The organism is Sphingomonas sp. AOB5 (assembly GCF_029433115.1).
GTDB lineage: Bacteria > Pseudomonadota > Alphaproteobacteria > Sphingomonadales > Sphingomonadaceae > Sphingomonas.
Genome location: NZ_JARNTV010000005.1, coordinates 117,050 through 142,270 on the forward strand (window position 1 = coordinate 117,050; position 25,221 = coordinate 142,270).

General features: G+C 64.4%; 23 protein-coding genes and 1 tRNA gene. 6 read left to right on the forward strand and 18 right to left on the reverse strand.

Annotation, left to right across the window (positions count from 1 at the left end):
* Window positions 1–149: 149 nt before the first annotated feature.
* From P1X14_RS04080 to P1X14_RS04120, 9 genes are all read right to left on the reverse strand, one after another.
* Window positions 150–1,268, reverse strand: coding sequence for a glycosyltransferase family 1 protein (locus P1X14_RS04080; protein ID WP_277314038.1), 1,119 nt, complete (start codon window positions 1,266–1,268; stop codon window positions 150–152).
* Window positions 1,268–2,662 (reverse strand): hypothetical protein, encoded by a 1,395-nt coding sequence (locus P1X14_RS04085; RefSeq protein WP_277314039.1) that lies wholly within the window; start codon window positions 2,660–2,662, stop codon window positions 1,268–1,270. The genes P1X14_RS04080 and P1X14_RS04085 overlap by 1 nt, the downstream gene beginning before the upstream one ends.
* A 100-nt stretch (window positions 2,663–2,762) precedes the next feature.
* Window positions 2,763–3,929 (reverse strand): glycosyltransferase, encoded by a 1,167-nt coding sequence (locus tag P1X14_RS04090; protein WP_277314040.1) that lies wholly within the window; start codon window positions 3,927–3,929, stop codon window positions 2,763–2,765.
* Entirely contained in the window at window positions 3,922–4,572 is a 651-nt protein-coding gene (locus P1X14_RS04095) for a class I SAM-dependent methyltransferase (protein ID WP_277314041.1), read from the reverse strand. Before P1X14_RS04095 ends, P1X14_RS04090 begins: the two co-directional genes overlap by 8 nt.
* Window positions 4,556–5,428: a glycosyltransferase family 2 protein gene (locus P1X14_RS04100; protein WP_277314042.1), complete on the reverse strand. Its 873-nt coding sequence runs from the start codon at window positions 5,426–5,428 to the stop codon at window positions 4,556–4,558. The genes P1X14_RS04095 and P1X14_RS04100 overlap by 17 nt, the downstream gene beginning before the upstream one ends.
* A complete protein-coding gene (locus P1X14_RS04105) occupies window positions 5,421–6,611 on the reverse strand; it encodes a glycosyltransferase family 4 protein (protein WP_277314043.1) in 1,191 nt (396 codons plus the stop codon). Before P1X14_RS04105 ends, P1X14_RS04100 begins: the two co-directional genes overlap by 8 nt.
* 246 nt (window positions 6,612–6,857) lie before the next feature.
* Window positions 6,858–8,414 carry an oligosaccharide flippase family protein gene (locus tag P1X14_RS04110; RefSeq protein WP_277314044.1) on the reverse strand — a complete coding sequence of 519 codons (1,557 nt, stop codon included), beginning with the start codon at window positions 8,412–8,414 and terminating at the stop codon, window positions 6,858–6,860.
* Window positions 8,415–8,489: 75 nt separating this feature from the next.
* Window positions 8,490–9,611, reverse strand: a complete 1,122-nt coding sequence (locus P1X14_RS04115; RefSeq protein WP_277314045.1) for an acyltransferase — start codon at window positions 9,609–9,611, stop codon at window positions 8,490–8,492.
* A complete protein-coding gene (locus P1X14_RS04120; RefSeq protein WP_277314046.1) occupies window positions 9,611–10,780 on the reverse strand; it encodes a glycosyltransferase family 4 protein in 1,170 nt (389 codons plus the stop codon). The genes P1X14_RS04115 and P1X14_RS04120 overlap by 1 nt, the downstream gene beginning before the upstream one ends.
* A 190-nt stretch (window positions 10,781–10,970) precedes the next feature.
* On the opposite strand from P1X14_RS04120, the gene P1X14_RS04125 reads away from it, so the two are divergent.
* Window positions 10,971–12,242 carry a glycosyltransferase family 4 protein gene (locus tag P1X14_RS04125; RefSeq protein WP_277314047.1) on the forward strand — a complete coding sequence of 424 codons (1,272 nt, stop codon included), beginning with the start codon at window positions 10,971–10,973 and terminating at the stop codon, window positions 12,240–12,242.
* Window positions 12,243–12,251: 9 nt separating this feature from the next.
* Here the strand turns inward: P1X14_RS04125 and P1X14_RS04130 are convergent, their stop codons facing one another.
* From P1X14_RS04130 to P1X14_RS04140, 3 genes are all read right to left on the reverse strand, one after another.
* A complete protein-coding gene (locus P1X14_RS04130; RefSeq protein WP_277314048.1) occupies window positions 12,252–13,559 on the reverse strand; it encodes an exopolysaccharide biosynthesis polyprenyl glycosylphosphotransferase in 1,308 nt (435 codons plus the stop codon).
* A gap of 206 nt (window positions 13,560–13,765) precedes the next feature.
* Window positions 13,766–16,363: an O-antigen ligase gene (locus tag P1X14_RS04135; protein ID WP_277314049.1), complete on the reverse strand. Its 2,598-nt coding sequence runs from the start codon at window positions 16,361–16,363 to the stop codon at window positions 13,766–13,768.
* 121 nt (window positions 16,364–16,484) lie between these two features.
* Window positions 16,485–16,742 (reverse strand): hypothetical protein, encoded by a 258-nt coding sequence (locus P1X14_RS04140; protein WP_277314050.1) that lies wholly within the window; start codon window positions 16,740–16,742, stop codon window positions 16,485–16,487.
* 200 nt (window positions 16,743–16,942) lie between these two features.
* Here P1X14_RS04140 and P1X14_RS04145 point away from each other — a divergent pair, with 200 nt between their 5' ends.
* The 5 genes from P1X14_RS04145 (at window position 16,943) to P1X14_RS04165 (ending at window position 22,628) form a co-directional block, all read left to right on the forward strand.
* Complete coding sequence (locus P1X14_RS04145) at window positions 16,943–17,944, forward strand: M48 family metallopeptidase (protein WP_277314051.1); 1,002 nt, start codon at window positions 16,943–16,945, stop codon at window positions 17,942–17,944.
* A gap of 77 nt (window positions 17,945–18,021) precedes the next feature.
* Complete coding sequence (locus P1X14_RS04150) at window positions 18,022–19,023, forward strand: NAD-dependent epimerase (protein ID WP_277314052.1); 1,002 nt, start codon at window positions 18,022–18,024, stop codon at window positions 19,021–19,023.
* Between the two features lie 79 nt (window positions 19,024–19,102).
* A complete protein-coding gene (gene cysD, locus P1X14_RS04155) occupies window positions 19,103–19,999 on the forward strand; it encodes a sulfate adenylyltransferase subunit CysD (protein ID WP_277314053.1) in 897 nt (298 codons plus the stop codon).
* On the forward strand, window positions 19,999–21,915 hold the full coding sequence (cysN, locus tag P1X14_RS04160; protein ID WP_277314054.1) for a sulfate adenylyltransferase subunit CysN: 1,917 nt from the start codon (window positions 19,999–20,001) through the stop codon (window positions 21,913–21,915). Before cysD ends, cysN begins: the two co-directional genes overlap by 1 nt.
* Complete coding sequence (locus P1X14_RS04165; protein WP_277314055.1) at window positions 21,912–22,628, forward strand: 3'(2'),5'-bisphosphate nucleotidase CysQ; 717 nt, start codon at window positions 21,912–21,914, stop codon at window positions 22,626–22,628. The genes cysN and P1X14_RS04165 overlap by 4 nt, the downstream gene beginning before the upstream one ends.
* Here P1X14_RS04165 and P1X14_RS04170 read toward each other — a convergent pair whose 3' ends face one another.
* The 6 genes from P1X14_RS04170 to P1X14_RS04195 all read right to left on the reverse strand — a co-directional run.
* Window positions 22,629–23,036: a hypothetical protein gene (locus tag P1X14_RS04170; protein WP_277314056.1), complete on the reverse strand. Its 408-nt coding sequence runs from the start codon at window positions 23,034–23,036 to the stop codon at window positions 22,629–22,631.
* Window positions 23,037–23,331: 295 nt separating this feature from the next.
* Window positions 23,332–23,408 (reverse strand) — tRNA-Arg (locus P1X14_RS04175).
* A gap of 45 nt (window positions 23,409–23,453) precedes the next feature.
* Complete coding sequence (locus P1X14_RS04180) at window positions 23,454–23,909, reverse strand: DUF1178 family protein (protein ID WP_277314057.1); 456 nt, start codon at window positions 23,907–23,909, stop codon at window positions 23,454–23,456.
* Window positions 23,906–24,733, reverse strand: a complete 828-nt coding sequence (locus P1X14_RS04185) for a carbon-nitrogen hydrolase family protein (protein ID WP_277314058.1) — start codon at window positions 24,731–24,733, stop codon at window positions 23,906–23,908. Before P1X14_RS04185 ends, P1X14_RS04180 begins: the two co-directional genes overlap by 4 nt.
* Window positions 24,730–24,987 (reverse strand): glutaredoxin 3, encoded by a 258-nt coding sequence (gene grxC / locus P1X14_RS04190; RefSeq protein WP_277314059.1) that lies wholly within the window; start codon window positions 24,985–24,987, stop codon window positions 24,730–24,732. The genes P1X14_RS04185 and grxC overlap by 4 nt, the downstream gene beginning before the upstream one ends.
* 34 nt (window positions 24,988–25,021) lie before the next feature.
* Window positions 25,022–25,221 (reverse strand): phosphoribosyltransferase family protein (locus P1X14_RS04195; protein WP_277314060.1); only part of this gene is annotated, 200 nt, incomplete at its 5' end.

Here is a 25,221-nt window from a genome sequence, read left to right on the forward strand (position 1 = left end):
GCGCCATGGCGGGGGATCAAATCCCGCTTTCGCAATCGCGGGACGAAGCTAACCGGAGCAGCAATGCAGGACAAGGGGTTTGCTGCACTGCGGCGAAGATTCACCGGTTCAAACGCATTCCAGTGCCGAAACGGCGATCAGATGGCCGGTCAACCGAGTTCGTGATAGATTTTCGCGGTACGTTCTGCGGTCTCCCGCCAGCTAAATTGCCTGGCGCGCGCCAACCCGCTGGCGCGAAGATTTGCCGCAAATTCCCGATTCTCCGTCACCTTGAGGATCGCGTCCGAAATTGCCTCGACGTCGACGGCGTCGACCAGAATAGCGGCATCCCCCGCAACTTCAGGCATCGACGAGTTGGTCGCCGTTATAACCGGACATCCCGAGGCCATCGCTTCGAGGATCGGGAGTCCGAACCCCTCATAGAGTGAGGGGTAGAGATAGGCATCGGCGCGCCACAGCAGCGCGCGAAGCATCTCATCGCTGACATAGCCGGGTGCGTGCACTCTGCCGGTCAACCGCGCGGCATCCAGTTCCGCGCTCAATTCCTCCGAATCCCATCCCAGCGCACCGACAAGCACCAGATCCTGAGCAATCTTCGGCGATATGCGAAGATAAGCCTGGAGAACCCTGCGGACATTCTTGCGCGGGTTCATTGAGCCTGTGAACAGGAGGAAGGGTGTTCCCGCTGCGATGATCGCTTCGGACGCATGCAAATCCTCGATCGGGGGCGCATCGAAGAAACGGGCTTCGACACCCTCTTCGACCACAACCAATCGATCTCCCAGCGGCACACCGGCGAGCGATGCCACCTCGTCCGCCGTCGATTGTGACACGCACAGGATACGATCCGCACGCGCGGCCATCTGGCGCACATAAGCCCGTAACAGCCAGGGCACTGCACTGGAAAAGAAGTCCGGATGCGTCAGCGGACCAAGATCGTGAACCGTCACGACCCATGGCTTCGCGGTCGGCGCACGGTAATCGACGTCGATCGAATGAAGGACATCGAACGACGTCAGCATCCATTCGACACGTGGAAGACCGAGTAGAGTCCACGCCGGCGCCAGTAGCTTGCGCGGCATCTTCAGGTGCCTGAAGCCCGCCGATCGCAGCCAGTCGGGAGGCGCGTCCCCGAAATCGCTCTGGGTCGAGAAGGGGATAGTCTCGATGCCCTGTTCTACCAACTCGTCGCGCAGCGAATGGGAGTATCGCGCAAGGCCGAACCGCGCCTTCTTCGCGAAGGAATCCGAATGATAGGCGACGCGCATCAGCGTAGCGCAGGCACGGCTTGCGTAGATCCGGAGCGCGGCACGAAGGGCTGGGCTGCCGAAGCCACTCGCCTCGCTTGCAGCGCCTGCAACGCGCATCCAGCCCCGATGCCGATCGGTAGCAGGCAGAGCATGGTCACCGATTCACTGACATTCGGCGCGTTGTCGGCCAGATAGAAAGCATATACTGCCGCCAGCATAGCCGCGAGGCGAGCGCGCACCGACACGGGCACGTATCTGAGGTTTCGCCAGCCCTGAATGTGCATCGCGATACCGGCGATCAGACCAATCACGCCATATTGAAACAAGAACAGCACATAGCTGATCGACACGAAGCCATATTCACGCCCGTCGGTCGGCACGCCGCTGCTCGCTAGCTTGCCGATATCGGGTCCGGTGCCCAGCAGCAGGATGCTAGGATATCTCCCGATCGTCTCTGCCAGTCGCGCAGGCCCGTCCACATAGCGAGCGGTGAAATTGTCATCCTGTTGGATTCCCTGGTCCCAGCGGCTAAAGCGCTCCAGAACGGTCGTGGAATAATCGGACGCGAGAAACGCGACGACTAGCAATGGCGCTGCAGCGATGGCGACGACGCTGGCGTTCAATCGCGACCTCCCTCGCGAGAGGATAAAATAAGCAACCGCCGCAACGATCGCCCCGATCATCGCTTGGCGCGACACGGATGACAGGATGGCGATCGATGCCGCTCCGAACGTGATCAGTATCAAGACCCGCGACCTAACTAGCAATGTCACTGCGATTGCGGCGATCACCGCGACGACCCCCAGAATATTGGGCGAGCCATATGGTCCCGCCGCACGCTGTGCCGCGATCTGTGCGTAGAATTTGCTGTTCAGGAACGCATCGGCGCCGAAATCGCGATAAAAGAACTGCGCGACCCGGCCAGCGCTGGCAGGCGAGCCAAACTGCAACAGGCCGATGACCCCGAGCGCCACAACGCAGGCGATGAGTCCGTATCCAAGATATTTTCGCTCACGCACCTTGTTTGAATCCGCGAACACGAGCGCGACGAGACCAATGGTCGAGAATGTCAGCAAAGCATGTGCGGCGACCCATATCGTCTGCACGTTCACCGGCATTGCCACCAGCGGCCACGCAATGCCGCTAACCACGATGAGCACGAAGAAGACATAGTGCCAAGGTGTCCGCCCCCCTCCCCATCGTAACGAAAAATACTCGCGTCGATATTCGAACAACATCAACGCTACGATGAAGTCGTAGAGATAAAGTGGAAATCCGAAAAACAGGCGCGCTGTCGGAAAGATCAGGACCAGGATCGGCCACAGCAGAAACAATCCAGCCCTGCCGGCGCCGAAGCGCGCAAGCAGGATGGCGAAGAAGAACAAGGCCATTTCCGGGATCGTGAGATTCATCGCGAGACTCTTTCCGGGCCTACCAAGGCGGTGATGACACTATTCCCTGCGGTCGCCGGTGCAACCATTTCGCTCCCCCGCATCTCGCTATATGCAGGCGTCACGAACCTGCTCCAGCCAAAGTGAGAGCGGGGACCTTCCCACGAACCCGCACATACAAATCATCCCAAGACCGCTCTCGCGCCCGCGCAACCCGCTCTGCGTCCGCAGCGGCGTCGTCCGCAGCAAGGCTCCGCTCGATCGCGGCCAGGAACTGGTCATGGTCCCCCGCAAGTTCGACCACATCGCGCAACGGCTCGAGGTTGCGCAGCGAAGTCGAGACGATCGGTTTGCCCGCAGCCATATATTCCACGATCTTGAGCGGATCGGCCCGGTGGCGGACCTCCAGCGCCAGATGCGGCTGGATGCACACGTCCAGCGCGCGCAGGTAGCGCGGCAGTTCCAGATTGTGCACCGGCGGCAGCCGCACCAGCCCGGGGATGCTCTCGTAGCCGGCCTGCACCTCGGGCTTGACCGGGCCGATCGATACGACCTGCCCCGGCCAGCGCGCGGCGATCTTCGCCAGCAGATCGAGGTCCATCCAGCTGGCGACCAGCCCGATATGCCCGATCCGTGGGCGCGCGACCTGCGGCAACGGGTCGCTCTCGCCTTCGGGCGCGGGGGCGAAGAAGCTGGGGTCGACGCCGTTGGGGACCACCATGACGTTTGGATTGATCGCACCGAGCCGATCGGCCAACGGCTGCGTGGTGGTGAAGATCTGTCCGGCGCGACGCACCAGCCGGTCTTCGCGCGCGATCGTCAGCGCGCGCTCGCCTTCGGCGCCGGCATAATGGGCATAATCGTCGGTCACGTCGTAGATCGCCGGGCCGGGCGGCAACCGGTCCAGCGCTTCGACCGAGATCGGCAGGCGGCACCAATAGAGCGGATTGCTCCATCCCTCGCGCCGCATCCACTTGTTCACCGCACCCGCAAAGCGCGTGCCGTTGATCCGGCCGATCAGGCCCGATTTCGGCGAGCCGGGGATCTGGATCGGCAGCGACATGACGTGCAGCCCGGGCTCCACATCGCGGCGTACGCTCGCCTTCAGCGCGCCGGGTCCTTCCTTGATCCGCCGCCCGAACGACACCGGATTCTCGACATAAAGGATCTCGGCGCCCTCGGCCGCGAAACGGCGCGAGAAATGGTTCTGGCGCGTCCACAGCCCATCCCAGGGCGGCGACTGGAGCCAGACGATCCGCAGGCCATTGAGCGGACCGCGCTCAGCCATGCGCGTCCAACTCGAAGAAGTAATGGTAGCTGTAATCGGGACAGAAATATTCGGCGAGGATCGGCAACTGCCCGGCCACCGCCGCGCGGACCTGCGCCAGCGAATGGCCGTTGGTGCCCAGTTCCCAATGATGCTGGCCGTCGAACTTCCACTCCATCGGCCGGGTAAGCTTGCGTGCGAACGACAGCGAGAAGCGCTTCTTGAAGAACTGACCGCGCAGCTCGACCGGATAACCCCAGTGCGGCAGCGAGATGACGACATGCTCGCGCGCCACGCGGCCAAGCTGGGCCAGGGTCTGCTCGAAATCGCTGTACGGGATATGCTCGAGCACCTGGAATGCGCAGACCAGATCATAGGCGCCGGTGCCCGCCAGCTTCTCCAGCTCGCGTACGTCGCCGCTGATATCGGGATTGAGGCTGGCGTCGAAATCGAAGGTCGTCACCTCGATCCCCATCCGCCGCAGCATCTGTGTGGTGGCGCCGGTGCCGCAGCCAATCTCGAGCACGGTCTTGGGCTTGTACTTCATCACCGCGCGGAGCTGGTACCAATAGCTCTGCCAGCGCTCGCGCGTCATATAGGTTTCGAAGTCGTAGAAGCCCTCGCCGACCTGGACTCCCTCGGCATGGTTATCCATTGCGCTCATCCCGATTGCTCCAGCTTTTCGCCAAATCCGCTTCCAGCGTCGCCCGTCCGATGCGGTTCTGTTCGTCCCAGGCGCAGGCGTACCAGTTGAAGGTGCCGCCAAAGGTATAGATGGCGAAGATCAGCCCGCGAACGCCCTCGCGCCAGGCACCCTGCCACAGATAGGCGGAGAGCGCGCGCTTCAGGGGCATGACGATCAGGTGCCAGGCGCGGATCCGCTTGCCCGTGGCCAGGATCTCGCGCGCCGTCCGCTCGGAATAGCCGGCATTCTTGCGCAATCGCTCGCCGAAGCTGTCGTCGTTCAGGTGCAGCATCATCGCGTTCAGCTGGCCGGTGGCCGCGTCGCCGCCATCGACCTCGACCTTCTCGTGGATCGGCCGGACGAAGCGATGCGCGCCGGCGCGCCCGAGCTGAGGCTCGTTCCAATGCTGCCATCCGCCCGCGGCGAAGGGGCGATGCAGGAAATAGTTCAACCGGCGATATTTGAAGCCGTTTTTGCCGGTATCGCGGATCGCCGTGCGCATCTCCGCCGCCAGTTCGGGCGTGATCCGCTCGTCGATGTCCATATGGACCAGCCAGTCGGACTTTGCCGCGTCCAGCCCGAAATTGCGCTGCGCGGCGAACCCGCCTTCCGGCTCGATCCGCCGGTGCAGCACGGTCACCGGAAACCCGCAATCGGCCAGATATTCCAGCGTCCCGTCGGTCGATCCGTCGTCGACGATCACGATCTCGTCGATCCAGCCGCGCAGATGCTCGACGAACCCCTTGATATCGACGATCTCGTCGCGCGAGATGGCGACGGCGGCCAGGGTCGGCTCGCCCTCCCGGCGAATGGCGGTGGCCAGCGGATCAGCCATTGCTCCCTCCCCGCAACAGATCGCGCATGCGCAGGAGGTGGGTGTCGGCATCATGCAGGCTCACCACCGCTTCGCGTGCCGCCAGCCCCATGTCGCGCGCGGCTTCCGGGTGCGCCTGCAGCCCAGCGATCGCCGCGACAAAGCCCTCCATGTCGTCGACCCCATCGAGGATATAGCCGTTCACCCCATGGGTGATCGCCTCGCGAGCGGCCGGCAGCGGCGAGATAATCGCGACACGCGCTGCCGCCATCGCCTCGAGCACCACATTGGGCAGACCATCGCTGAAATCGGTATTGGCCAGCAGGCAGAAGGCATGGTTCGCCGCGATATGCCCCGGCATCGCATCGTGCGGGACCCAGCCCGGCATATGCAGGTGCGCACCGAAGCCGAGGTCCTCGGCCAGCTTGCGCAGTTCCTCGGTGCCGGTACCCTGCCCCAGGATGGTCAGTTCGTTGGCGATGCCGCGGTCCTTCGCCAGCGCACAGGCCCGCACCAGCCGGTCGAACCCCTTGGTCGGGGTGATCCGCCCTGCGGAGAGCAGCCGGACGGGCGGCGGCGGTCCGGCTTCGGGGCCGGGCATGAACTGGTTGGTATCGACGCCGTGATAGATCAGGTGCGTCTTGCTCCGCGCCTCGGGCGGCAGCTTGGCGAGCAGATGCTCCATCGCCGCGCCGTTGCAGAAGCTGGCAAAGCTGAGTTCGGGGAAGCAGGCCGCGAAATGATCGCTCTCATGCGCAACCTCGTGCGCGTGGACGCTCACCGAATAGGGCACGTCCATCGCCCGCGCAGCCAGATGCGCAGCGATGGTCGCATAGGGCCAATGCGCGTGAAGCTGCGTCACCCCGTCACGCTTCGCCAGCTGCGCCACCGCCGCCGCGCGCGCCGCGAGCAGCCACAGCCGCCGCCCGGCAGCAGCCTCGCGCATGGTCTTCATCGCATCGATGAACACGCGGATACCGGCGGGGCTGACCAGCGCACGCACCGCCTCGCCCCGCTCGATATAACGCGTCTGCGCCATCAGTTCGCGTGCCTGCGGGGTCAGCAGCGCGACTTCGTCGGGCCCCGGCCGCTCGAACGAATAGATACGAATATCCTCGCCCAGCGCCTGCAACCCGGCGACTTCACGCGAGACGAACGTCTCCGAACGCCACGGAAAGCGGCCAATGACATAGCCGATCGGCACGCCAACCCCCTCTACTTACCGAACAGCAATCGCTTCGTGAAAACTTAGATATGCTGCGATTGCGAAGGCGTCCAGCAATTGCTGGCAGTTATTACCGACCGATTCGATGGACATCCTGAACTGGGGACGATATCCGGGCTCGGTGTCGGCATGGTCATCGGTAATAAAGCTGCGTCACGAAATGTGATCGCGACGGGCTCCGTGGTTCCCAGCCTGCCGTTGCGCGGAGGCGTCCGGAATCGCGCCCTACCAACGCCCATCCCGCAACACGCGCTTCTTCAGGACATGGCAACGATCAGCAATGCCCCCTAGCGCATCTATCATTCCCCGGAGCTTCGCTAGCCGCGCAGGCAGGGATTCGCTCGCCAAACCAAGGATCGTGGCCATCTGACCCGCCGAAGTAACGAACAAGGCCACCAAATAGCCCAGCCCGCCAAAAAGGACGCCAGCGACCACGCCGGCAGTGCCGGAAACAAGCGCCGCGGCGCCAAGACCAACCGTAGTCGCAATTGCAGCTGCCAAAGCCACACCTGCGAACGGCGCGAGGGGAGGAAATCGTCCGGTGATCATCCTGAGCCGAACAAGACCGAAGACCATCTGGATCATCGTCCCTATGATATTGGCCACCGCAAAGCCCTGCAGGCCAAACCGCCCGCTCACCCCCAACAATATCACCAGCTGTGCGACGAGGCTGAGGATGTAGCAGATGATGAGCGAGCCCGCATCACCGAGCGCCTTAAGTGCCTGATGTGAAGGCATTCCCACAAGGTAGCAGAAGGAGCTGATCGACAGGACCTGCACCAGATACGAGGTTTCATACCACGCCGGCGGAAACAGGATCGTCACGAACAACGGAAACAGGATGATCGCCGCGATCAGGATCGGCATGCACACGACCGACGAGACGAAGAAGCTCTGGCCGAGCAGCTTGCGGAACTGGTCGGCATCATCTTGAACGCGCGCGAGCAGCCGGAACTGGATGTTCGCGAGCAGCGCCAAGGGCTGTAGCACCAGTGAATCGAGCAGCGTCAGCGCCATGCCGACCAGGCCAGCCGCAGCCGGATTGAACACGGCAGCCACGACGGTGGTATTGATCCCACGCTGCGCCAGCCCGAGCAGGATCGCAGCTTGCTGTGGCAATGTCTCGCGCACGATGGTTCGCGCGATCGGACGATCGAATGCGACTGCGGGCCAGGCGTGGGCCGCGCGATAGAGCAGCACCGTCGCCACGGAATATCGTAGGAGCGTAGCGATCACGAGCGCCCACAGACCGAGGCCGGCAAGCGCCAATCCTATAGAGACAGCGACATAGGTTACATATTCCGCGACCTCGGACACCGCGACCAGATCATGCCGTAGCCCACGCTGGAGTGCAGCGGTCGGGATCGAACGCGAGGCCAGCAGAAAAACCGCAGATCCCAATGCAGGAAAAGCCAACGCCTCACTTGCCGTCAGGTCATAAGCCAGCGCCAGCAACGGCGTCGCCGCAGCGACGGCCGCAAATATGACCACCGCGACCGCCAACTGGATCGAATGGGCAGTCTTGTACTCAAGCGGGGTCACCGTCTCGCGCCGCCGGGTCAGCGCCGTGGTCACGCCACCTACCGCGATGCCATTGGCCAGCAGCAACACGAACTGTGCCAGCGCAAACACGCCGAAAGTATGCGGATCGATCATCCGCGCCAGCACCAGCGTGCCGCCGAATGCCATCAGCCGGACCAGAGCATGGCGCGTGAATACGCTCATCGCCCCGCGCGCGGCACGTGTGCGAACCTCCTCGCCCGAAAGCGAAACTTCTTTCATTGCACGGTCCGGATTCGAAAGGTGGCCATCACGCAGAGGTCCTGCGAGCGAACGGTTTGCGGCGCAAGCGCGGACTCATGCCCGCTGCGCGACCGGAGCAACCTTGCGTGGCATGATCCACCGTTTCGCCAACTCCAGCAGCGGTTGCTCGATATAGCGATAGGCAAGCACCGACACCGCGACCGACACCACCAATGCGACGACGACATAGCCTGACGAAGATACGATGCCGATCTTGTTCCAGACGATACTGAGCACCTTCAACGTGAACAGATGCGAGAGATAGAGCGAATAGGAGGCATCTCCACCAAGAACGAGCCAGCCTCTGACGCGCATCTCCGGAAAATCGGATCCCAATACGACGCCGGCTGCGATCAACAGCGATGGAATTCCTCCCCACAACACGCGCGTGTGGAATGGGAAGTCATGCACCGCGGCAGAGCCACCAAGGATGAACCCCAGCACGATCAAAGCGAGCCGCTGCCAAGTGCTGAGCCGAACCCCTTGCAGGTAGGCGATCGCCAGCCCCACCCCGAACACGAACTCAAGAATGATCGGCTGTGTCCAGAATGACAGCATGACGAGTGGAAGGTCGAACAACTCGCCCAGCAGGACAAGGCCGAAGAAGATGGATGCGATCAGGATCAGGCCGGTACGGCGCGCAAACAGCAGGCCGATCGAAAAGATCACATAGAAGAACATCTCGTAATTCAGCGTCCAGCCCGGTCCCAGAAGGGGCGTCCAGCCACCATCGGGGTGATACCAGGGGATGAAAAGGTACGAGCAGATAACGTGGACGACATCGAGCGACGACTTGTTCACGGCGCCAGTGAAGAACAGGATCGAAAGCAGCATCAGGGTCGTGAAGAACCAGTATAGCGGCAGGATGCGGATTAACCTTCGCCGAATGAAGTCCGCTGCTCCGCCCGATTTGCCGAACGCGTCGCGCCCGACATAGTACATGATGAAGCCGCTGATAATGAAGAAGATGTCGACCCCGGATTCCCAGATCACCGGGATGATGAATTCCACCGGCTCGGACTTCACATAGCCGCGTTCGAACCCCAGGAAGATGTGGCCGACCAGCACGAACAGCGCAGCCACAAACCGCAATATCTGTACGTTGTACAGCTTGTCCCGGCTGGAATTACTCGCCTGTTCCATCGTCTGATCCGATCCCCCGGTCGTACCCGTCATCACCGCCCGCGCTCCGCAATCGCCTCCAGCAATTTGCGGATCTCCTCATGCACCACCGCGCTCGCATATTCGCGCACCACGCGTTCGCGGCCGGCTTTTGCCATGCGATCACGCAACGCCGGGTCGCTCAGGATGGCGATGCTCGCGTCCGCCATGCCTGCCGCGTCGCCCGAGGTGACCAACGTGCCGCTCACGCCGTCGGCCACCGCTTCGCGGACGCCCGATACGTCGAACGCGACCGAGGGGATTTCCATCGCCGCAGCTTCGAGCAGCACGTTGCCGAAGCCTTCGAAATAGGAGGGGAATACGAACAGGTCGCCCAGTGCATAGGCGGTGCGCGGATCGCTGCGGTAGCCGAGCCAGTGGACCTGTGGCGCATTGGCGAAATAATCGAGCGTCTCCGGGTTCACCGGGTCGCGATCGTCCTCGGGGCCGACCAGCACCAGATGCGCGCCCGGGATCTGCGCCTTTACGCGGGCATGGACTTCGGGGAGCAGGTCCACACCCTTCTCGCCGATGATCCGTCCGACGAACAGCAGCACCGGCGCATCGGCGGGAATACCCAGTTCGGCACGCAGCGCCGCGGCGCCCTCGGCTTCGGCACCGGGGGCGAAGCGATCGACATTGATGCCGTTGCTCGATCCGCTGCCGATGAAGTGGAGCTTCTCACGCTTGCACACGCCGTCGCCAACCAGCTGCTCGCCCAGTTCGCGGCTGATCGGCACGACCTTTTTCGAAAGCGCGGCGATCACCTTGTCGACATTGATGTAGAGCCGCTGCTTCACGCCGCTCATCAGTTCATAGACACGGCGGCGATAGACGAACACCACCGGCCCGTTGCGCGTCAGGAACGCGGCGATCGATCCCAGCAGGCTCGCCTTGGGCGTGGAGACATGGATCACGTCGTAACGGCGCGAGGACAGCAGCTTCACGAACGAGGCCAGCCCGCCAATGTCCTTGATCGGCGAAAGCTCGCGTTCGATCGTTAGCTGGTGGATCACCGGATCGCCGAAATCGGCGGGATTGAAGCCCGACAGGTCACCGCCGCCGATCGCGATCTCGATTTCCCAGCCATGGCGTTCCAGATAGGGGAACAGCCCACGGTACAGCGTCGCCATGGTGAATGCGGTGGTGCAGGCGAAAAGTATCCTGCGTCGCCCGGCAGCCATTTGATCCCCGCTCCCCTGCTAACGCCCCTGACCGGTCCGCCCGACCCGTCCTGCCACGAATGCCCTTCCGGCACCGCACCGCACAAGTGCTTTTTGCATTGCGGAAGAATGATCTCGCGCGATATCCGGACAAAGTGGCGGGTTCCGGCTCCCACAAAGGTCCAACTCGTCGCCAAAGGCCGCTTTCCGCATGCAGACGAGTCCATCGGCGTCCATCCCGGCAAGTCTGAAACATGTCGTGATCGTCAACGATCGCGCGGTGCCCAAGGGCGGCGCATCGGCGGTGGCGCTCCAGTCTGCGGTCGCGCTGGCTCGCGCCGGCGTGGCGGTGACGGTGTTTGCGGGCGGAAGCGCGGTGTGGGGCGAACTCGATGCAGCGGGTGTGCGCACCGTGCTGGTCGAGACTTCGGAGATCGGCGACGAGAGCGTGCGCGGCAAGGCGGCGTTCCGCGCGCTGTGGAACCGAGGATCGGCGCGCGGGCTCACCGATCTGTTGAACAGCCTGCCCCGGCCCGGCACGGTCGTGCATGTCCATAGCTGGAGCAAGGGCCTGTCCCCCAGCATCTTCGCCGCGGCCGAACGCGCCGGGGTCCCGATCGTCGCGACGCTGCACGATTACGGCTTTGTCTGCCCCAATGCCGGGCTGCACGATTTCCCGACGGGCAAGCCCTGCATGCTCCGGCCGATGTCGGCCGCGTGCCTGACGCAGAATTGCGATTCTCGCAGCCGCCTGCACAAATTGTGGCGGATCGCGCGGCAATTGTCGCTGGAGCAGGTCGCGCGCGCGCCGCGCATCGTCGACCGGCTGATTTCGGTCACGGCCTATGCCGCCGATATCTATCGCCCGCTGCTGCCCAAGGGGAGTCCGCTGACGGTGCTGCCCAATCCGATCGACGCCACCGATCTTGGTCCCGCCGATCCTGCGGCGAATGCCGATATCCTCTTCATCGGCCGCCTTTCGCGCGAGAAGGGCACGCTGATCCTTGCCGAAGCGGCAGCGCGGCGCGGTCTCGCCCCGGTCTTTGTCGGCGAAGGCGAACTGGCGGACGAAGTGCTGGCGCGCTGCCCGCAGGCGACCGTGACCGGGTGGCTGGACCGTGCGGGCGTCACCGCACGGCTGCGGTCGGCGCGCGCGGTCGTCCTGCCCGCCACCTGGCGCGAGACGCAGGGGATGGTCGTGCCCGAGGCGCTGGCGAACGGCGTTCCCGTCGTGGTCAGCTCCGGCACCGCTCCCGCCAGCGCGGTCCGCAACCGCGAAACCGGGTTGGTGTTCGAAAATGGCAGCGTCGACGATCTCGCGCGGGTGCTGGGATTGCTGGAGGACGACGATCTGGTCCACCGCATGGGCCGCACCGGCTATGACGAATTCTGGCGCGAGCCGCCCGACATGGCCCGGCACCTGAGCGGATTGCTGTCAATCTATGCAGAAGTGCTTGCCCCGGCGAAGGCCGCTGCCGCCTGAGCTAGCGGATCAGAACGCGTTCTTGTGGAGCAGCACGCGGAAGGTCATCAGGATGATCATCATGTCCTTCCACAGCGACCAGCGCTCGAGATATTCGAGGTCCGACTGGAGCCGGTTGGTCAGATCATGCTCTTCCTCGGTATTGCCGCGATAGCCGCGCACCTGCGCCAGCCCGGTCAGGCCCGGCTTGGCGGCATGACGATGCCAGTAACGGCCATCGACTTCCCAATAGAGCTTGTCCGCTGCCCGCGCGCCCAGCGCATGCGGGCGCGGGCCGACAATGCTCATCTCGCCCTTCAGCACGTTGATCAGCTGGGGCAGCTCGTCGATGCTGGTCTTGCGCAGCCACTTGCCGACGCGCGTCACGCGGGGATCGCTGCGCGCGGTCAGCTGGCTGGCATTGTGATCGGTCAGGTCGTTGCGCATGCTGCGGAACTTGAACATGCGGAACAGCTCGTTCGCGCGGCCGATACGGATCTGCACGAAGAAGACCGGCCCGGGGCTTTCCAGCTTGATCAGCAGCGCCGCGATCAGGAACACCGGGATGATCAGGAACAGCGAGATACCGGCCACCGCGATGTCGAACCCGCGCTTCAGCATGCGGCTGGGTAGGTTCAGCGGCCCGCGCGACACCACCAGCGTGGGCGTGCCGGCAAAGCGCGCGACGGTCATCGGCTTGATCGAATGCAGCTCGGGCGCGAGGATTTCGGCCTGGACATTCGATCCCTTCAGCGCATGCGCCCAGGCCAGCCGATGTTCGGGCGCACAGCCGACCACGACGCGATCCGCGGTGCGTAGTGCGCGCGCCAGGCGATCGTACATCTGGGGATCGTCCGACTCCGGATCGAAACTCGCGGCAGGCAGGATCGCCGAATATTCCTCGGGCGGCACGCTGACCGTGCCATCGGAGATCAGTACGATCATGAACGGGCTTTCGCCCAGCACCGCGCGTGCGCGCTTGGCGAAGAAGTAGCGGCCGGCGGCCAAGGTGGCGACGCTTCCGACAAAGCCGATCGCGAAGATCGCGCGCGAAATATCGGCGCTGGCCTTCAGGTAGAAGGCGATGAAGATCACTGCCGCGGTTGCCACCGCCAGCGACTGAAGGCTCCGGGTCACGCCAAGCGGCGCGTTGGCAATCGCTTCGGTCGAATAGGAGCGCGATCCGAACGCGCTGAGGACGTAGATCGGAATCAGCGCCAGAGCGATCGTGACAGATTCATCCGCACCCACCGGATAGACGACCGACGCGAACAACAGGCTGCCGAAGATGGCGAGGATATCCAGCGCCACCAGCGCAAGATGCAGACGGATGCGCACGGAACGTCGTGAAACGCGCCGCTTTCCCGCCGCGATCACCGCAGAATCGCTGTCCGTAATCGGTATCCGCAATTCGGCGTTCATTACTTCCCCCGCCGCATCGAATCGTTTTCCCCTGCCCTTATTGTAACGTTGCATGTTTCAGCAACAAGGCAGGTATACTGCACTGCAGCAGATTCTTGTCCCACAAACAGACCGCATCACCGTCACTGGACGGCGATATGATCGAACCACGCCTCGGCCGGATTGCCGGTGGTCGCACGCGAATGAAGCTCTACGTACAGGGCGGGACAGTTCGCCGGAACGACGAAATCCTGGATCGATGTCCGCCGCTGGCCGCTCGCCTCGCGTCGCGCAAGCCCCAGCTTCAATTCGGCACCGCCGGCGCAGATGATACGCCAGCGGAACTGATCCGGCGAGCCATTTTCGGTTTCCAGCGCATCATAGCGCAACTGACGGGCGCCCGGAGACACCTGCACCAGCTGGCGTGCCAGCCGGATATTGGGGGCGCTGGCCTGCACGAACATCGCATCCTCGCCGACCAGCAGGGGTGCGGCACCCTGCACCGCATTGCCGCCATTGCCCGCCTCGAACCGCCATTCGAACGGGTAACGCGGCTGCTGGTCGTCGGCCAGCGGGTCCTCCTTAAAGTCGCCATCGACGATCCCCGGCGCCAGCGGTTCGGCAGCGGCGCCGCGCGAGGCGAGCCACAGGCGGCGTGCCGCGCCGAACTGGCCCTTCTTGACGAGATGATCGATGAACGGTGCCACTTCGCTGCGCCGCGCGCCGCCTTCGCGCTGGATCAGTCCCTCGATCAGCAGCAGATGGCTGGTTTCGGATTCCGGCGCGATAAACTGGATATCGCGGAAGAATTCGCGCCGCCAACCCGGTTCGTCCACCAGCCGGGCGATCAGCTCGTTGCGCGCTTCCGGCACACGCGCGATATCGTGCGCCAGCCGCAACATGTCCTCGAACAGCTGGCGGCTGCGCAGCATCGCGTCGATGCGCTGTGCCGCGGTGGTGTAATTATTGTCCGCCAGCGCCGCGCGGATCAGCCAGACTTGGGTGATCTCGTCGCGCCAGCCCAGCGCACCGGCACGCAGCATCAACTGGCTGCCCAGATCCTGCCGCCGGGTGGCGACCGCCGCGATGCCCAGCACGCGCAACGCACGCACGTCGCGCGGGGTGATCATCAGCGATGCGCGGGCATAGCTTTCCGCAGCCTTGGTATCGTTGCGGGCCAGCGCCTGCGCCGATGCGATCGACAGCGCCTCCGCCGAATGCGGGCGGATCCGCAGCGCGGTCTTCGCATCCCCGACCTCCAGCGCCGAAGCGGTCAGCCCATAGGCGATGGTCACATAACCCAGCCAGCCGGTTCCGATCAGCACCCCGGCGATACGCGCCCAGCCCCATGCGCCCGCGATCCGCGGTTTCTCCCCGCTTGCCGGTGGATCGACCAGCAACGCGCAGCACAGGCCGAACACCACGCTCAGCAATGGCGTGCGCAGCGGGTAATCAGCCATCGAGTGGAGCAGCACCAATCCCGCACAGGTCAGCCCGGCATAGGCCAGCCGGCCCTCGATCCCGGCCATGGGACGGCGGATCACCCGGATCGTCATGACCACCAGGAACGCCACGAGCAGCAGCGCGCCGGGGATGCCCATTTCCAGCAGGATCTCGAGATAGTCGTTATGTGCGTGATTGAGGAACCGCTCCGACAATGTGTCGAGCGTCTCGACCGAGCGGTAAACGCCGTCGAAGCTACCCGCGCCGGTGCCCGTCCAGCCAAATTCGCCGATCGCGTAGAGTACGTTCGGCCAGAAGTGGAATCGCCCGTCATCGGCGTTCGAGAAGTCGGCAAAGGCGCGCGCGAAGATCGGATTGAACGCCACCAGTAGCGCCAGCGCACCAACCAGCCCGATCCCGCCGAACACGATGGTGCGGATATGCCCGGCCAGCCGTTCGCGCACCACGATGGCGAGAAGCCCCAGCCCGATCAGCGCGATGCCCGAACGCGATCCGCATGCGACCACCCCGGCAGCAAAGGCAAACATCACCCCATAGAGCCAGGCCGAGCGATCCAGCCGTCGCTCAGCAATGGCGCTGCGGATCGGCGGCGCGAAGATACCGGCAAAGACGAAACCGATCACCAGCAGGTCGGCCTGATGATTGGCATTGGCGAACACGCCGATGGGCAGGCCGGTATGCGCCTGTCGATACAGAGTGATCGTACCCGCCTGCGCGCCGAAACTGGCCTGCAGCACACCGAACACAAGGCTGGCCAGCGCCAGCGCGACACAGGCCCATACCAGCACAAGCCGTTGGCGTGCGCCCATGCGCATCACTGCGACTGCCATTGCCACGCCCGGAATGACGGCCAGCGCGGCAAGCACCGTCAGTTCGGGATCGACCGACAGCGGGCGCGCGGCATGCGGCGCACCGATCAGATCGAGCACATTCGCCGAAAGCCCGCGGCCCGCGAGCGACGACCACATGCCGAACGGCAACGGCACCAGCTGCACCACGAACAGCAGCGCCAGCGCACCGATCAGAATCAGCGGCCATCGCGCGCTCGGCGAGAAGGATCTTCCGATCCAGCCCGCGGCCACCGCGGCCAGCACGACCAGAGCCACGACACCGACAGCAAGATCGCGCAACGGCTGACCCGCAGCAGCCCCACCGAACAGGAACGCGGCGAGCAGCAGAAGAAGCGGTAAAAGGACGGTCGGCTGCATCAGGCCCAGTGGCGCCAGCCGTGCTTCGCCAGGGGTTGCCCCCGGCCGATTCAGTTCGCCCTCGTCCACGTCGCCCCCCTCAACAGCGGCAGGTCATGCAACGCAAGTGACCGGATCACCAGCGGAAAAACGAAAAGGGGCCGCGCTTGCGGTACAAGCGCGGCCCCTTTTGAAACTCAGGCTGCGAAGCTTACGGGCTTTCGTTGAGCACCTGCTCCAGCGCGAAGCCAGCGCCGGCCAGGCCCAGCAGGATCAGGATCAGCAGCGCGGGGCTGATTTCGTTGGCGTTCTCGAGCGCAGCACCCTGGCGGCCCTGAACCGGCGCCATCTTTGCTGCAGCCGAAGCCGAGACCAAGGAGTCCGACGGACGGACAGCGGCGCCCGCTGCCGAAGCGGAAATCAGTGCGATAGCGCCCAAAGCGGCGACGCTGCTACGTACAATCCCCATATTGTCTACTCCCTGAACCGCATTACTGCACGCCATGGACAATTCCATATTGGCCGCTTCCGGTCAACCTAAACACGCTTTTCGTTAAAAATATTTTGCAGCGCGGCAAAAAAGTGACGGCCGCCCAATGGTCTGGCCGTGCGCCGTACCGCCTTGCCGCCCCTCCTTGCAACGCGTACTCCACCCCAATGTGGGTTATTTTGAGACGCTATCCCCTGCTTCTCGCCGCGATATTTCTCGCAACCGCAACCGATTCTCTCGCAACGGCAGCCGAACCCGAGGGACTCCGCGCGCAACAGCATTTCGATCAGATCCTGACCGGCATCGGTTACCGCCTCGCGACACATGGCGGCGATCTTTGCGATCGGCAGGTGCCCCTTCCAGGCTTCACCATCCACGATCTTTCCCAATATGCGGGCAGCCAGCAGGACGAAGCACGCACCACCTTCGGCTTCACAGACGCGCCGCTGATCCTCACCATCGCCCCGGCCAGCCCAGCCGCGGCCGCTGGCCTACGCACCGACGATGCGATCGTGAAGATCGACGGCAGGCCCCTGCCCGCCGCTCCGCCCGGCGCCCGCAAATCCTATGACCGGATGAGCGTGCTGCTCGGGCTGATCGACGATGCCGCGGCCGACCGGACGCTCGATCTCGAAATCCGCCGTGACTCCCGGGCGATGACGCTTCGCATCCTCGCGCCGCTCGGCTGCGCCAGCCGCTTCCAGACCGCGATCAACCCGTCCGCCCGTTCGCGCGCAGACGGCACCTATGTCGAGATCACCACCGGGATGATGGGTTTTGCCGGCACCGAGGAACAGATCGCCGCGGTGATCGCGCACGAAATGGCGCACAATATCCTGCGCCACCGCGAGCGGCTCGACGCCAAGGGAATCCGCCGCGGCATGCTCGGCCAGTTCGGCCGCAGCGCCCGGCTGGTCCGCCAGACCGAGATCGAGGCCGACCGGCTGAGCGTCTACCTGATGGATCGCGCCGGCTATGATCCGCAGGCGATCGTCACCTTCTGGGAACGCTTCGGCAAATGGAACCCGCTCGGCTTCCTCGACGCGCCGACCCACCAGTCCCCGCGCGACCGCATCGAACTGATCACGGCCGAGATCGCCCGGATCGCGCGCATGAAGGTCGCCGGCCAGTCGCCGCGGCCCGAATTCATGACGGGAAACCGGCTTCCCGAACTGCGCTGAGGTTGACCCTTCGCAATTGCAGCATCTATTCGGCGTGATACGGGTTGCGGTCTCGCCGCCGGGATAGGGATGGATCCATGCGCTTTCTGATCACGGGCACCGCCGGGTTCATCGGCTTCCACCTCGCGACGCGGCTGCTTGCCGACGGTCATCAGGTCACCGGCTTCGACGGCGTGACCGACTATTACGACGTCCGCCTGAAGGAAGCGCGCATCGCCAAGCTTTCGGAGAGCGAGAGCTTCCGCTTCGTGAAGGGCATGCTGGAGGACGCCTCTGCGCTCGACCGTGCCGCCGATCTGGCCGAGCCCGACATCATCATCCATCTCGCCGCGCAGGCTGGCGTGCGTTATTCGATCGAAGCGCCGCGCACCTATATCGACAGCAACCTGACCGGCTCGTTCAACGTGCTGGAACTGGCCCGCCGCATCCAGCCCAGGCATCTGATGCTGGCCTCCACCTCGTCGGTCTATGGTGCGAACGAGGACATGCCGTTCGGCGAGAACCAGCGCACCGACACGCAGATGAGCCTCTATGCCGCCACCAAGAAGAGCATGGAGGGGATGGCCCACAGCTATTCCCACCTGTTCGGCGTGCCGACCACGGCGTTCCGCTTCTTCACCGTCTATGGCCCCTATGGCCGGCCGGACATGGCGTTGTTCAAATTCGTCTCCGCCACGCTGAAGGGCGAGCCGATCGACGTGTACGGCCATGGCAAGATGGCGCGCGACTTCACCTATGTCTCCGATCTGGTCGAGGCGATCACCCGCCTTGCCGACGTGGTGCCCAATGAGAGCAACCGCGTGGCGGGCGTCGACAGCCTGTCCCCCGTCGCGCCCTATCGCGTGGTCAACATCGCGGGCGGCCAGCCGACCCCGCTGATGGAGTTCATCGAGACGATGGAAGAGGCGCTGGGCATGAAGGCCCGCCTCAACATGATGGACATGCAGGCCGGCGACGTGCCCGCCACCAATGCCGATCCGTCGCTGCTCAAGGGGCTGACCGGCTATGTTCCGGGCACCACCGTGCGCGAGGGCGTGTTCGCATTCGTCCGCTGGTATCGCGAGCATTACGGCAAATAGGTCGTCCGATAGGCTGACTGTTCCGCGCTCAACAAAAAACGCGTGCGGTTGGCGAGCATGTGACATTACCTGACCCGCAATGTCGCTGACCCATCTCCAACGCCTCGAAGCCGAATCGATCCACATCCTGCGCGAAGTCGTCGCGGAGGCCGAAAAGCCCGTGATGCTTTACTCGGTGGGCAAGGATTCGGCGGTGATGCTCCATCTCGCCAAAAAGGCCTTCTACCCCTCGCCGCCGCCCTTCCCGCTGCTCCATGTCGATACGACGTGGAAGTTCCGCGCGATGTACGAACTGCGCGACAAGGCGGCGAAGGATGCGGGCATGGACCTGCTGGTCCACCACAATCCCGAAGCGATGGAACGCGGCATCAATCCGTTCGACCATGGCGGCCTCCACACCGATATGTGGAAGACCGAGGGGCTGAAGCAGGCGCTCGACAAATATGGCTTCGATGCCGCGTTCGGCGGCGCACGCCGCGACGAGGAGAAGAGCCGCGCCAAGGAACGCGTGTTCAGCTTCCGCAGCGCGAACCATCGCTGGGACCCGAAGAACCAGCGTCCCGAGCTGTGGAACCTCTACAATGCGCGCAAGGCCAAGGGCGAGAGCATCCGCGTCTTCCCGATCTCGAACTGGACCGAGCTGGATATCTGGCAATATATCCTCGCCGAGGGGATCGAGATCGTACCGCTCTATTTCGCCGCTCCCCGCCCCACGGTGGTCCGTGACGGGTTGATCCTCATGGTCGACGACGACCGTTTCCCGTTGCGCGAAGGCGAAGTGCCGGTCGAACGCTCGATCCGCTTCCGTACGCTCGGCTGCTACCCTTTGACCGGTGCGGTGGAGAGCGAAGCCGCGACGCTGAGCGATGTGATCCAGGAAATGCTGCTGACCACGACGAGTGAGCGTCAGGGCCGCGCGATCGATCACGATCAGGCCGCGAGCATGGAGAAGAAGAAGCAGGAGGGGTATTTCTGATGACCTCCTCCTACCGCCCCGACGCGCTCATCGCGTCCGACATCTCGGCCTATCTCGACCAGCACCAGAACAAGTCGCTGCTCCGCTTCATCACCTGCGGATCGGTCGATGACGGCAAGTCCACGCTGATCGGCCGCCTGCTCTACGACAGCAAGATGATCTTCGAGGATCAGCTCGCCGCGCTGGAATCCGACAGCAAGCGGGTGGGCACGCAGGGACAGGAGATCGACTTCGCTCTCCTCGTCGACGGCCTCGCCGCCGAGCGTGAGCAGGGCATCACGATCGACGTCGCCTATCGCTTCTTCGCGACCGAGAAACGCAAGTTCATCGTCGCCGACACGCCCGGCCACGAGCAGTACACCCGCAACATGGTCACCGGCGCCTCGACCGCCGATCTCGCGGTGATCCTGATCGACGCACGCAAGGGCGTGCTGACCCAGACGCGGCGGCACAGCTACCTCGCGCACCTGATCGGCATCCGCCATATCGTGCTGGCGGTGAACAAGATGGATCTGGTCGGATACGATCAGGCGAAGTTCGACGAGATCGTCGCCGATTATCGCGAGTTCGCCGCGTCGATCGGCATCACCGCATTCACGCCGATCCCGATCTCGGGCTTCAAGGGCGACAACATCACCGCACTCAGCGAGAACACCCCGTGGTTCTCCGGCCCGGCGCTGATGGACCATCTCGAGACGGTCGAACTCGATGTCGACGCAGATCGCGCCAAGCCGTTCCGCATGCCGGTGCAATGGGTGAACCGCCCGAACCTCGACTTCCGCGGCTTTTCCGGTCTGATCGCGGGCGGCACGGTGAAGCCCGGCGACAAGGTCCGCGTCCTGCCGTCGGGCAAGACCTCCACCGTCACCCGCATCGTCACCCTCGACGGCGATCTGCCCGAGGCGGGCGCCGGCCAGTCGGTCACGCTCACCCTTGCCGACGAGATCGATTGCTCGCGCGGCGACGTGATCGCCCTCGCCGACGCACCGCCCCAGGTCGCCGACCAGTTCCAGGCGACCATCGTGTGGATGGATGGCGAGGATCTGCTGCCCGGCCGCGCCTATTGGCTGAAGCTCGGCACCCAGACGGTGAGCGCGACGGTTCAGCAGCCGCGCCACGCCATCTGCATCAACACCATGGCCGAGCTGAGCGTGAAGACGCTGAGCCTGAACGATATCGGCGTGGCGGAAGTCTATACCGACCGCGGCATCGTGTTCGAGCCTTACGCCGATTCCCATGGCCTCGGCGGCTTCATCCTGATCGACAAGATCACCAACGCCACCGTCGCCGCCGGCATGCTCAACTTCTCGTTGCGTCGCGCCCAGAATGTCCATTGGCAGGCGACCGAGATCAACCGCGAGGCCCATGCGCGGCAGAAGAACCAGCTTGCCCGGCTGCTGTGGTTCACCGGGCTCTCCGGATCGGGCAAGTCGACCATCGCCAATCTGGTCGAGAAAAAGCTGCACGCGATGGGCAAGCACAGCTTCCTGCTCGATGGCGACAATGTGCGGCATGGCCTGAACAAGGATCTGGGCTTCACCGATGCCGACCGGATCGAGAATATCCGCCGCGTCGGCGAAGTCGCGAAGCTGATGACCGATGCGGGGCTGATCGTGCTGACCGCCTTCATCTCACCCTTCCGCGCCGAGCGCGAGCTGGTCCGTGCGATGCTGCCCGAAGGCGACTTCTTCGAGATATTCATCGACACGCCGCTCGAGGAGGCCGAACGCCGCGACGTGAAGGGCCTCTACAAGAAGGCGCGCAGCGGCCAGATCGCCAACTTCACCGGCATTTCCAGCCCCTATGAGGCGCCGCTGAACCCGGAGATCCGCATCGACACGACCAAGGTGTCGCCGGAGGAAGCCGCCGAGCTGATCGTCGAGCAGATCATGGGCGTGTGGAGCCCGGTGCTGTGACCGACGCCGAACTCGCCGCCGATATCGCCACCGAAGCCGGCAAGCTGCTGCTCGCGCTCCAGAAGTCCGGCCTTTCGGGCAAGGAACTCTGCAATGCGGGCGATCTTCAGGCCAACAACCTGATCCTCGCCCGGCTGCGCGCCGATCGCCCCGGCGAAGCGATCCTGTCGGAGGAATCCGCCGACGACCTCGGCCGCCTGACGCAGAGCCGGGTGTGGATCATCGATCCGCTCGACGGCACCCGCGAGTTCGGCGAGGGACGCGACGACTGGGCCGTCCATGTCGCGCTCGCCATCGACGGGGCACCCGTCATCGGCGCGGTCGCCCTGCCCGGCCTGGGCATCACCCTCTCCAGCGACGCCCCGCCGCCGCTCAAACCCGCACACAATCCGCCGCGCATGCTGGTCAGCCGCACCCGCCCCAGCGAGCTGTGCGCCCGCGTCTGTGGCACGATTTCAGCCGAGACAATCGGCATGGGCTCTGCGGGCGCGAAGGCGATGGCGGTAGTCCGCGGCGAAGCGGAGATCTATCTCCACTCGGGCGGCCAGCATCAGTGGGACAATTGCGCACCCGCCGCGGTCGCGCTCGCGGCCGGGCTGCATGTCTCGCGGATCGACGGTAGCGAAATCGTCTACAACAAGGAGAGCAGCTCGATCCCCGATCTGCTCATCTGCCGCCCCGAACTGGCCGAATGCGTCCTCGCCGCGATCTGATCAGCGCTTGCCCAACCACGCCTCGGCATCGGGCTTGAACAGATAGCTGATCGACCAGGCGAAGATCAGGAAGCCGATCCAGCCCAGCGCCGAAACCAGGCTGACGCGCAGCCCGAGCTGGAAGGCCTGATAGGCGAGCGACGTGGCAGCCACCACGAACCAGACCGACAGGATCCACTTCGCGATCACGCTGGCCCGCCGCGCGACCAGATAATAAAGGCCCAGCTGCGCCAACAGGTTCACGCCGACGAACACCGCCAGCACCGTCCCCGCATCCATGCCGGGCATACCGCCACGCGCCGTCAGCGCCGCGACCGAAGAATGCCAGGTCAGGACATAGATCAGGACGTTGATCACGAACGACACCAGAAACAGGCGCTCGAACTGGACGATCGAATTGGGCCGCATAATTCTCCCCTTCAGCCGCGAAACGATAGACGCCTCACCCACCCGCGCAACATCGCGCGGCAAAAAAGATCGTTACCGATTGGGGAGGGTTGCCGGCGCCCTGTGGGGGAGGATGCGCCGACACACAAGACTTCGCCCGGCGATGTTGCCGCGATATGTCTGGCGCTGCGGCTCATCGCAAATGGCTTTGGACAGAAGGTCCGAACCCAACGGGTTCGCAAGCGCGAACACGCGCCGGCCGTCAGGCCGCCCTTGTCGGAGCGTTCGCGAAGCGAACTGGCGCGAGATCGAAAAATGGTGGTCCCGGAGGGACTCGAACCCCCGACGCCCACTTTAGGAAAGTGGCGCTCTATCCGGCTGAGCTACGGAACCACGCGGCGCATCCCATAAAGCGCCCCGCGGGATGCGGCAACCGGCCTAGTTGCACGCCTCGGGCGGCACCACCGGCAGCGGCAAAGGCGCGACGGGCACGCCGTCTTCGATCAGTTCCTTGGCCTCTTCGCGCGTCGCCTGACCGTGGATCGGGGCATGCGGCTCGTCGCCGTCGTGCATCGCCCGCGCCCGCGTCGCGAAGCTGCCGCCAACCCACTGCGACCCTTCGAGCATCTTCGCCTGCGCCGCGGCCAGAGTCGCCATCGCAGCCTTGATCGCTTCGGGCGGCGGCGCTTCGCCACCGGCTGTGGCTGGTGCAGCAGAACGCTGGTTTCCCTTGGCCGCGACGTTCGGCGCCATCACGGCCTTCTCGACGTCACCGCGGCCGCACATCGGGCAGGCCAGCAGGCCACCTGTGCGCTGTTCCTCATAGGCCGCGCTCGATCCGAACCATGCTTCGAACACATGGCCGGTGCCGCATTTCAGGTCGAATACGATCACAGCGACGCGACCTCGGGGATCGCCCGGCGATGCTTCAGCACCGGCACGCGCGTGCGGGCATCCTCGACCCGGCCTTGGTCGATCTCGGCAAAGCCCAGCCCGGACTCCTCGCCCATGTCGAGCACCAGCTCACCCCAGGGATTGGAAACCAGCGAATGGCCATAGGTGGCGCGGCCGTCCTCATGCACGCCGGTCTGCGCCGCCGCGATCACGAACGCCGCCGCTTCGATCGCCCGCGCGCGCAGCAGCACATGCCAGTGCGCCGCGCCCGTCGGCCGGGTGAACGCGGCGGGCAGCGCCAGGATCGTCGCGCCCGCGTCGCTGAGACTGCGAAACAGGTCCGGAAAGCGCAGGTCGTAACAGATGGCGAGGCCCAGCACGCCCAGCGGCGTCCGCACCGTCACCGGCTGTTCGCCCGGCGCATAGCTGTTCGATTCGCGCCAGCTTTCGCCGGTCGGCAGATCGACATCGAACAGGTGCATCTTGTCGTACCGCGCCCGGATCTCGCCGGTATCGTCGATCACGAAGCCGCGATTGGCCAGCTTGCCCTCTTCGCGCAGGATGGCGAGGCTGCCGATATGCACCCACAATCCATGCTTCGCCGCCGCTTCGCGCACCGCGGCCAGCACCGGATCGTCATGCTCGTGGCGAAGCGCAGCCGCCGCCCGATCGCGGTTGCCGTCCAGCAGTCCCGACATTTCCGGCGTGAACAGCATCGCCGCGCCGCCCGCCTTCGCATCCTCCACAGCCTTCACCATGGTGCGGGCATTGGCGGCGGGATCGATCCCGCTGGTCATCTGGAGCAGGGCGGCGCGATTGCTCATGCGTTCAGCAGCGCGTCCAGCTTGCCCTCACGCTCCAGCGCGGCAAGGTCGTCCGATCCGCCGACATGCTTTCCGTCGATGAAGATCTGCGGATAGGTCGCGCGGCCACCCGAGCGCTCGATCATCTCGGCGCGTTTCGGTCCGCCCATGGTGAGGTCATATTCCTCGACATCGGCGCCCTTGCTGTCGAGCAGCGATATGGCGCGCGCGCAATAGCCGCAAAACGCCCGTGTATAGATTTCTACCTTGGCCATCGTGCCTCCGAGGTGATGATCCGCCAGCCGCTTGTCAATCGGCCTCCTCCCCCAGAACGCGCGCCCAGCACAGAAGGATCACTTTCGCCGCGCCCCCACGCTTGAGCAGCTTCGCGCAAGCAGCCGACGTCGCGCCGCTGGTATGCACATCATCGACCAGCACCACAGTCCGCCCCGCCAGCCGCGCCCTCGCATCCGGCGCCAGCGCGAACGCGCCCGCCACGGCCTTTGCCC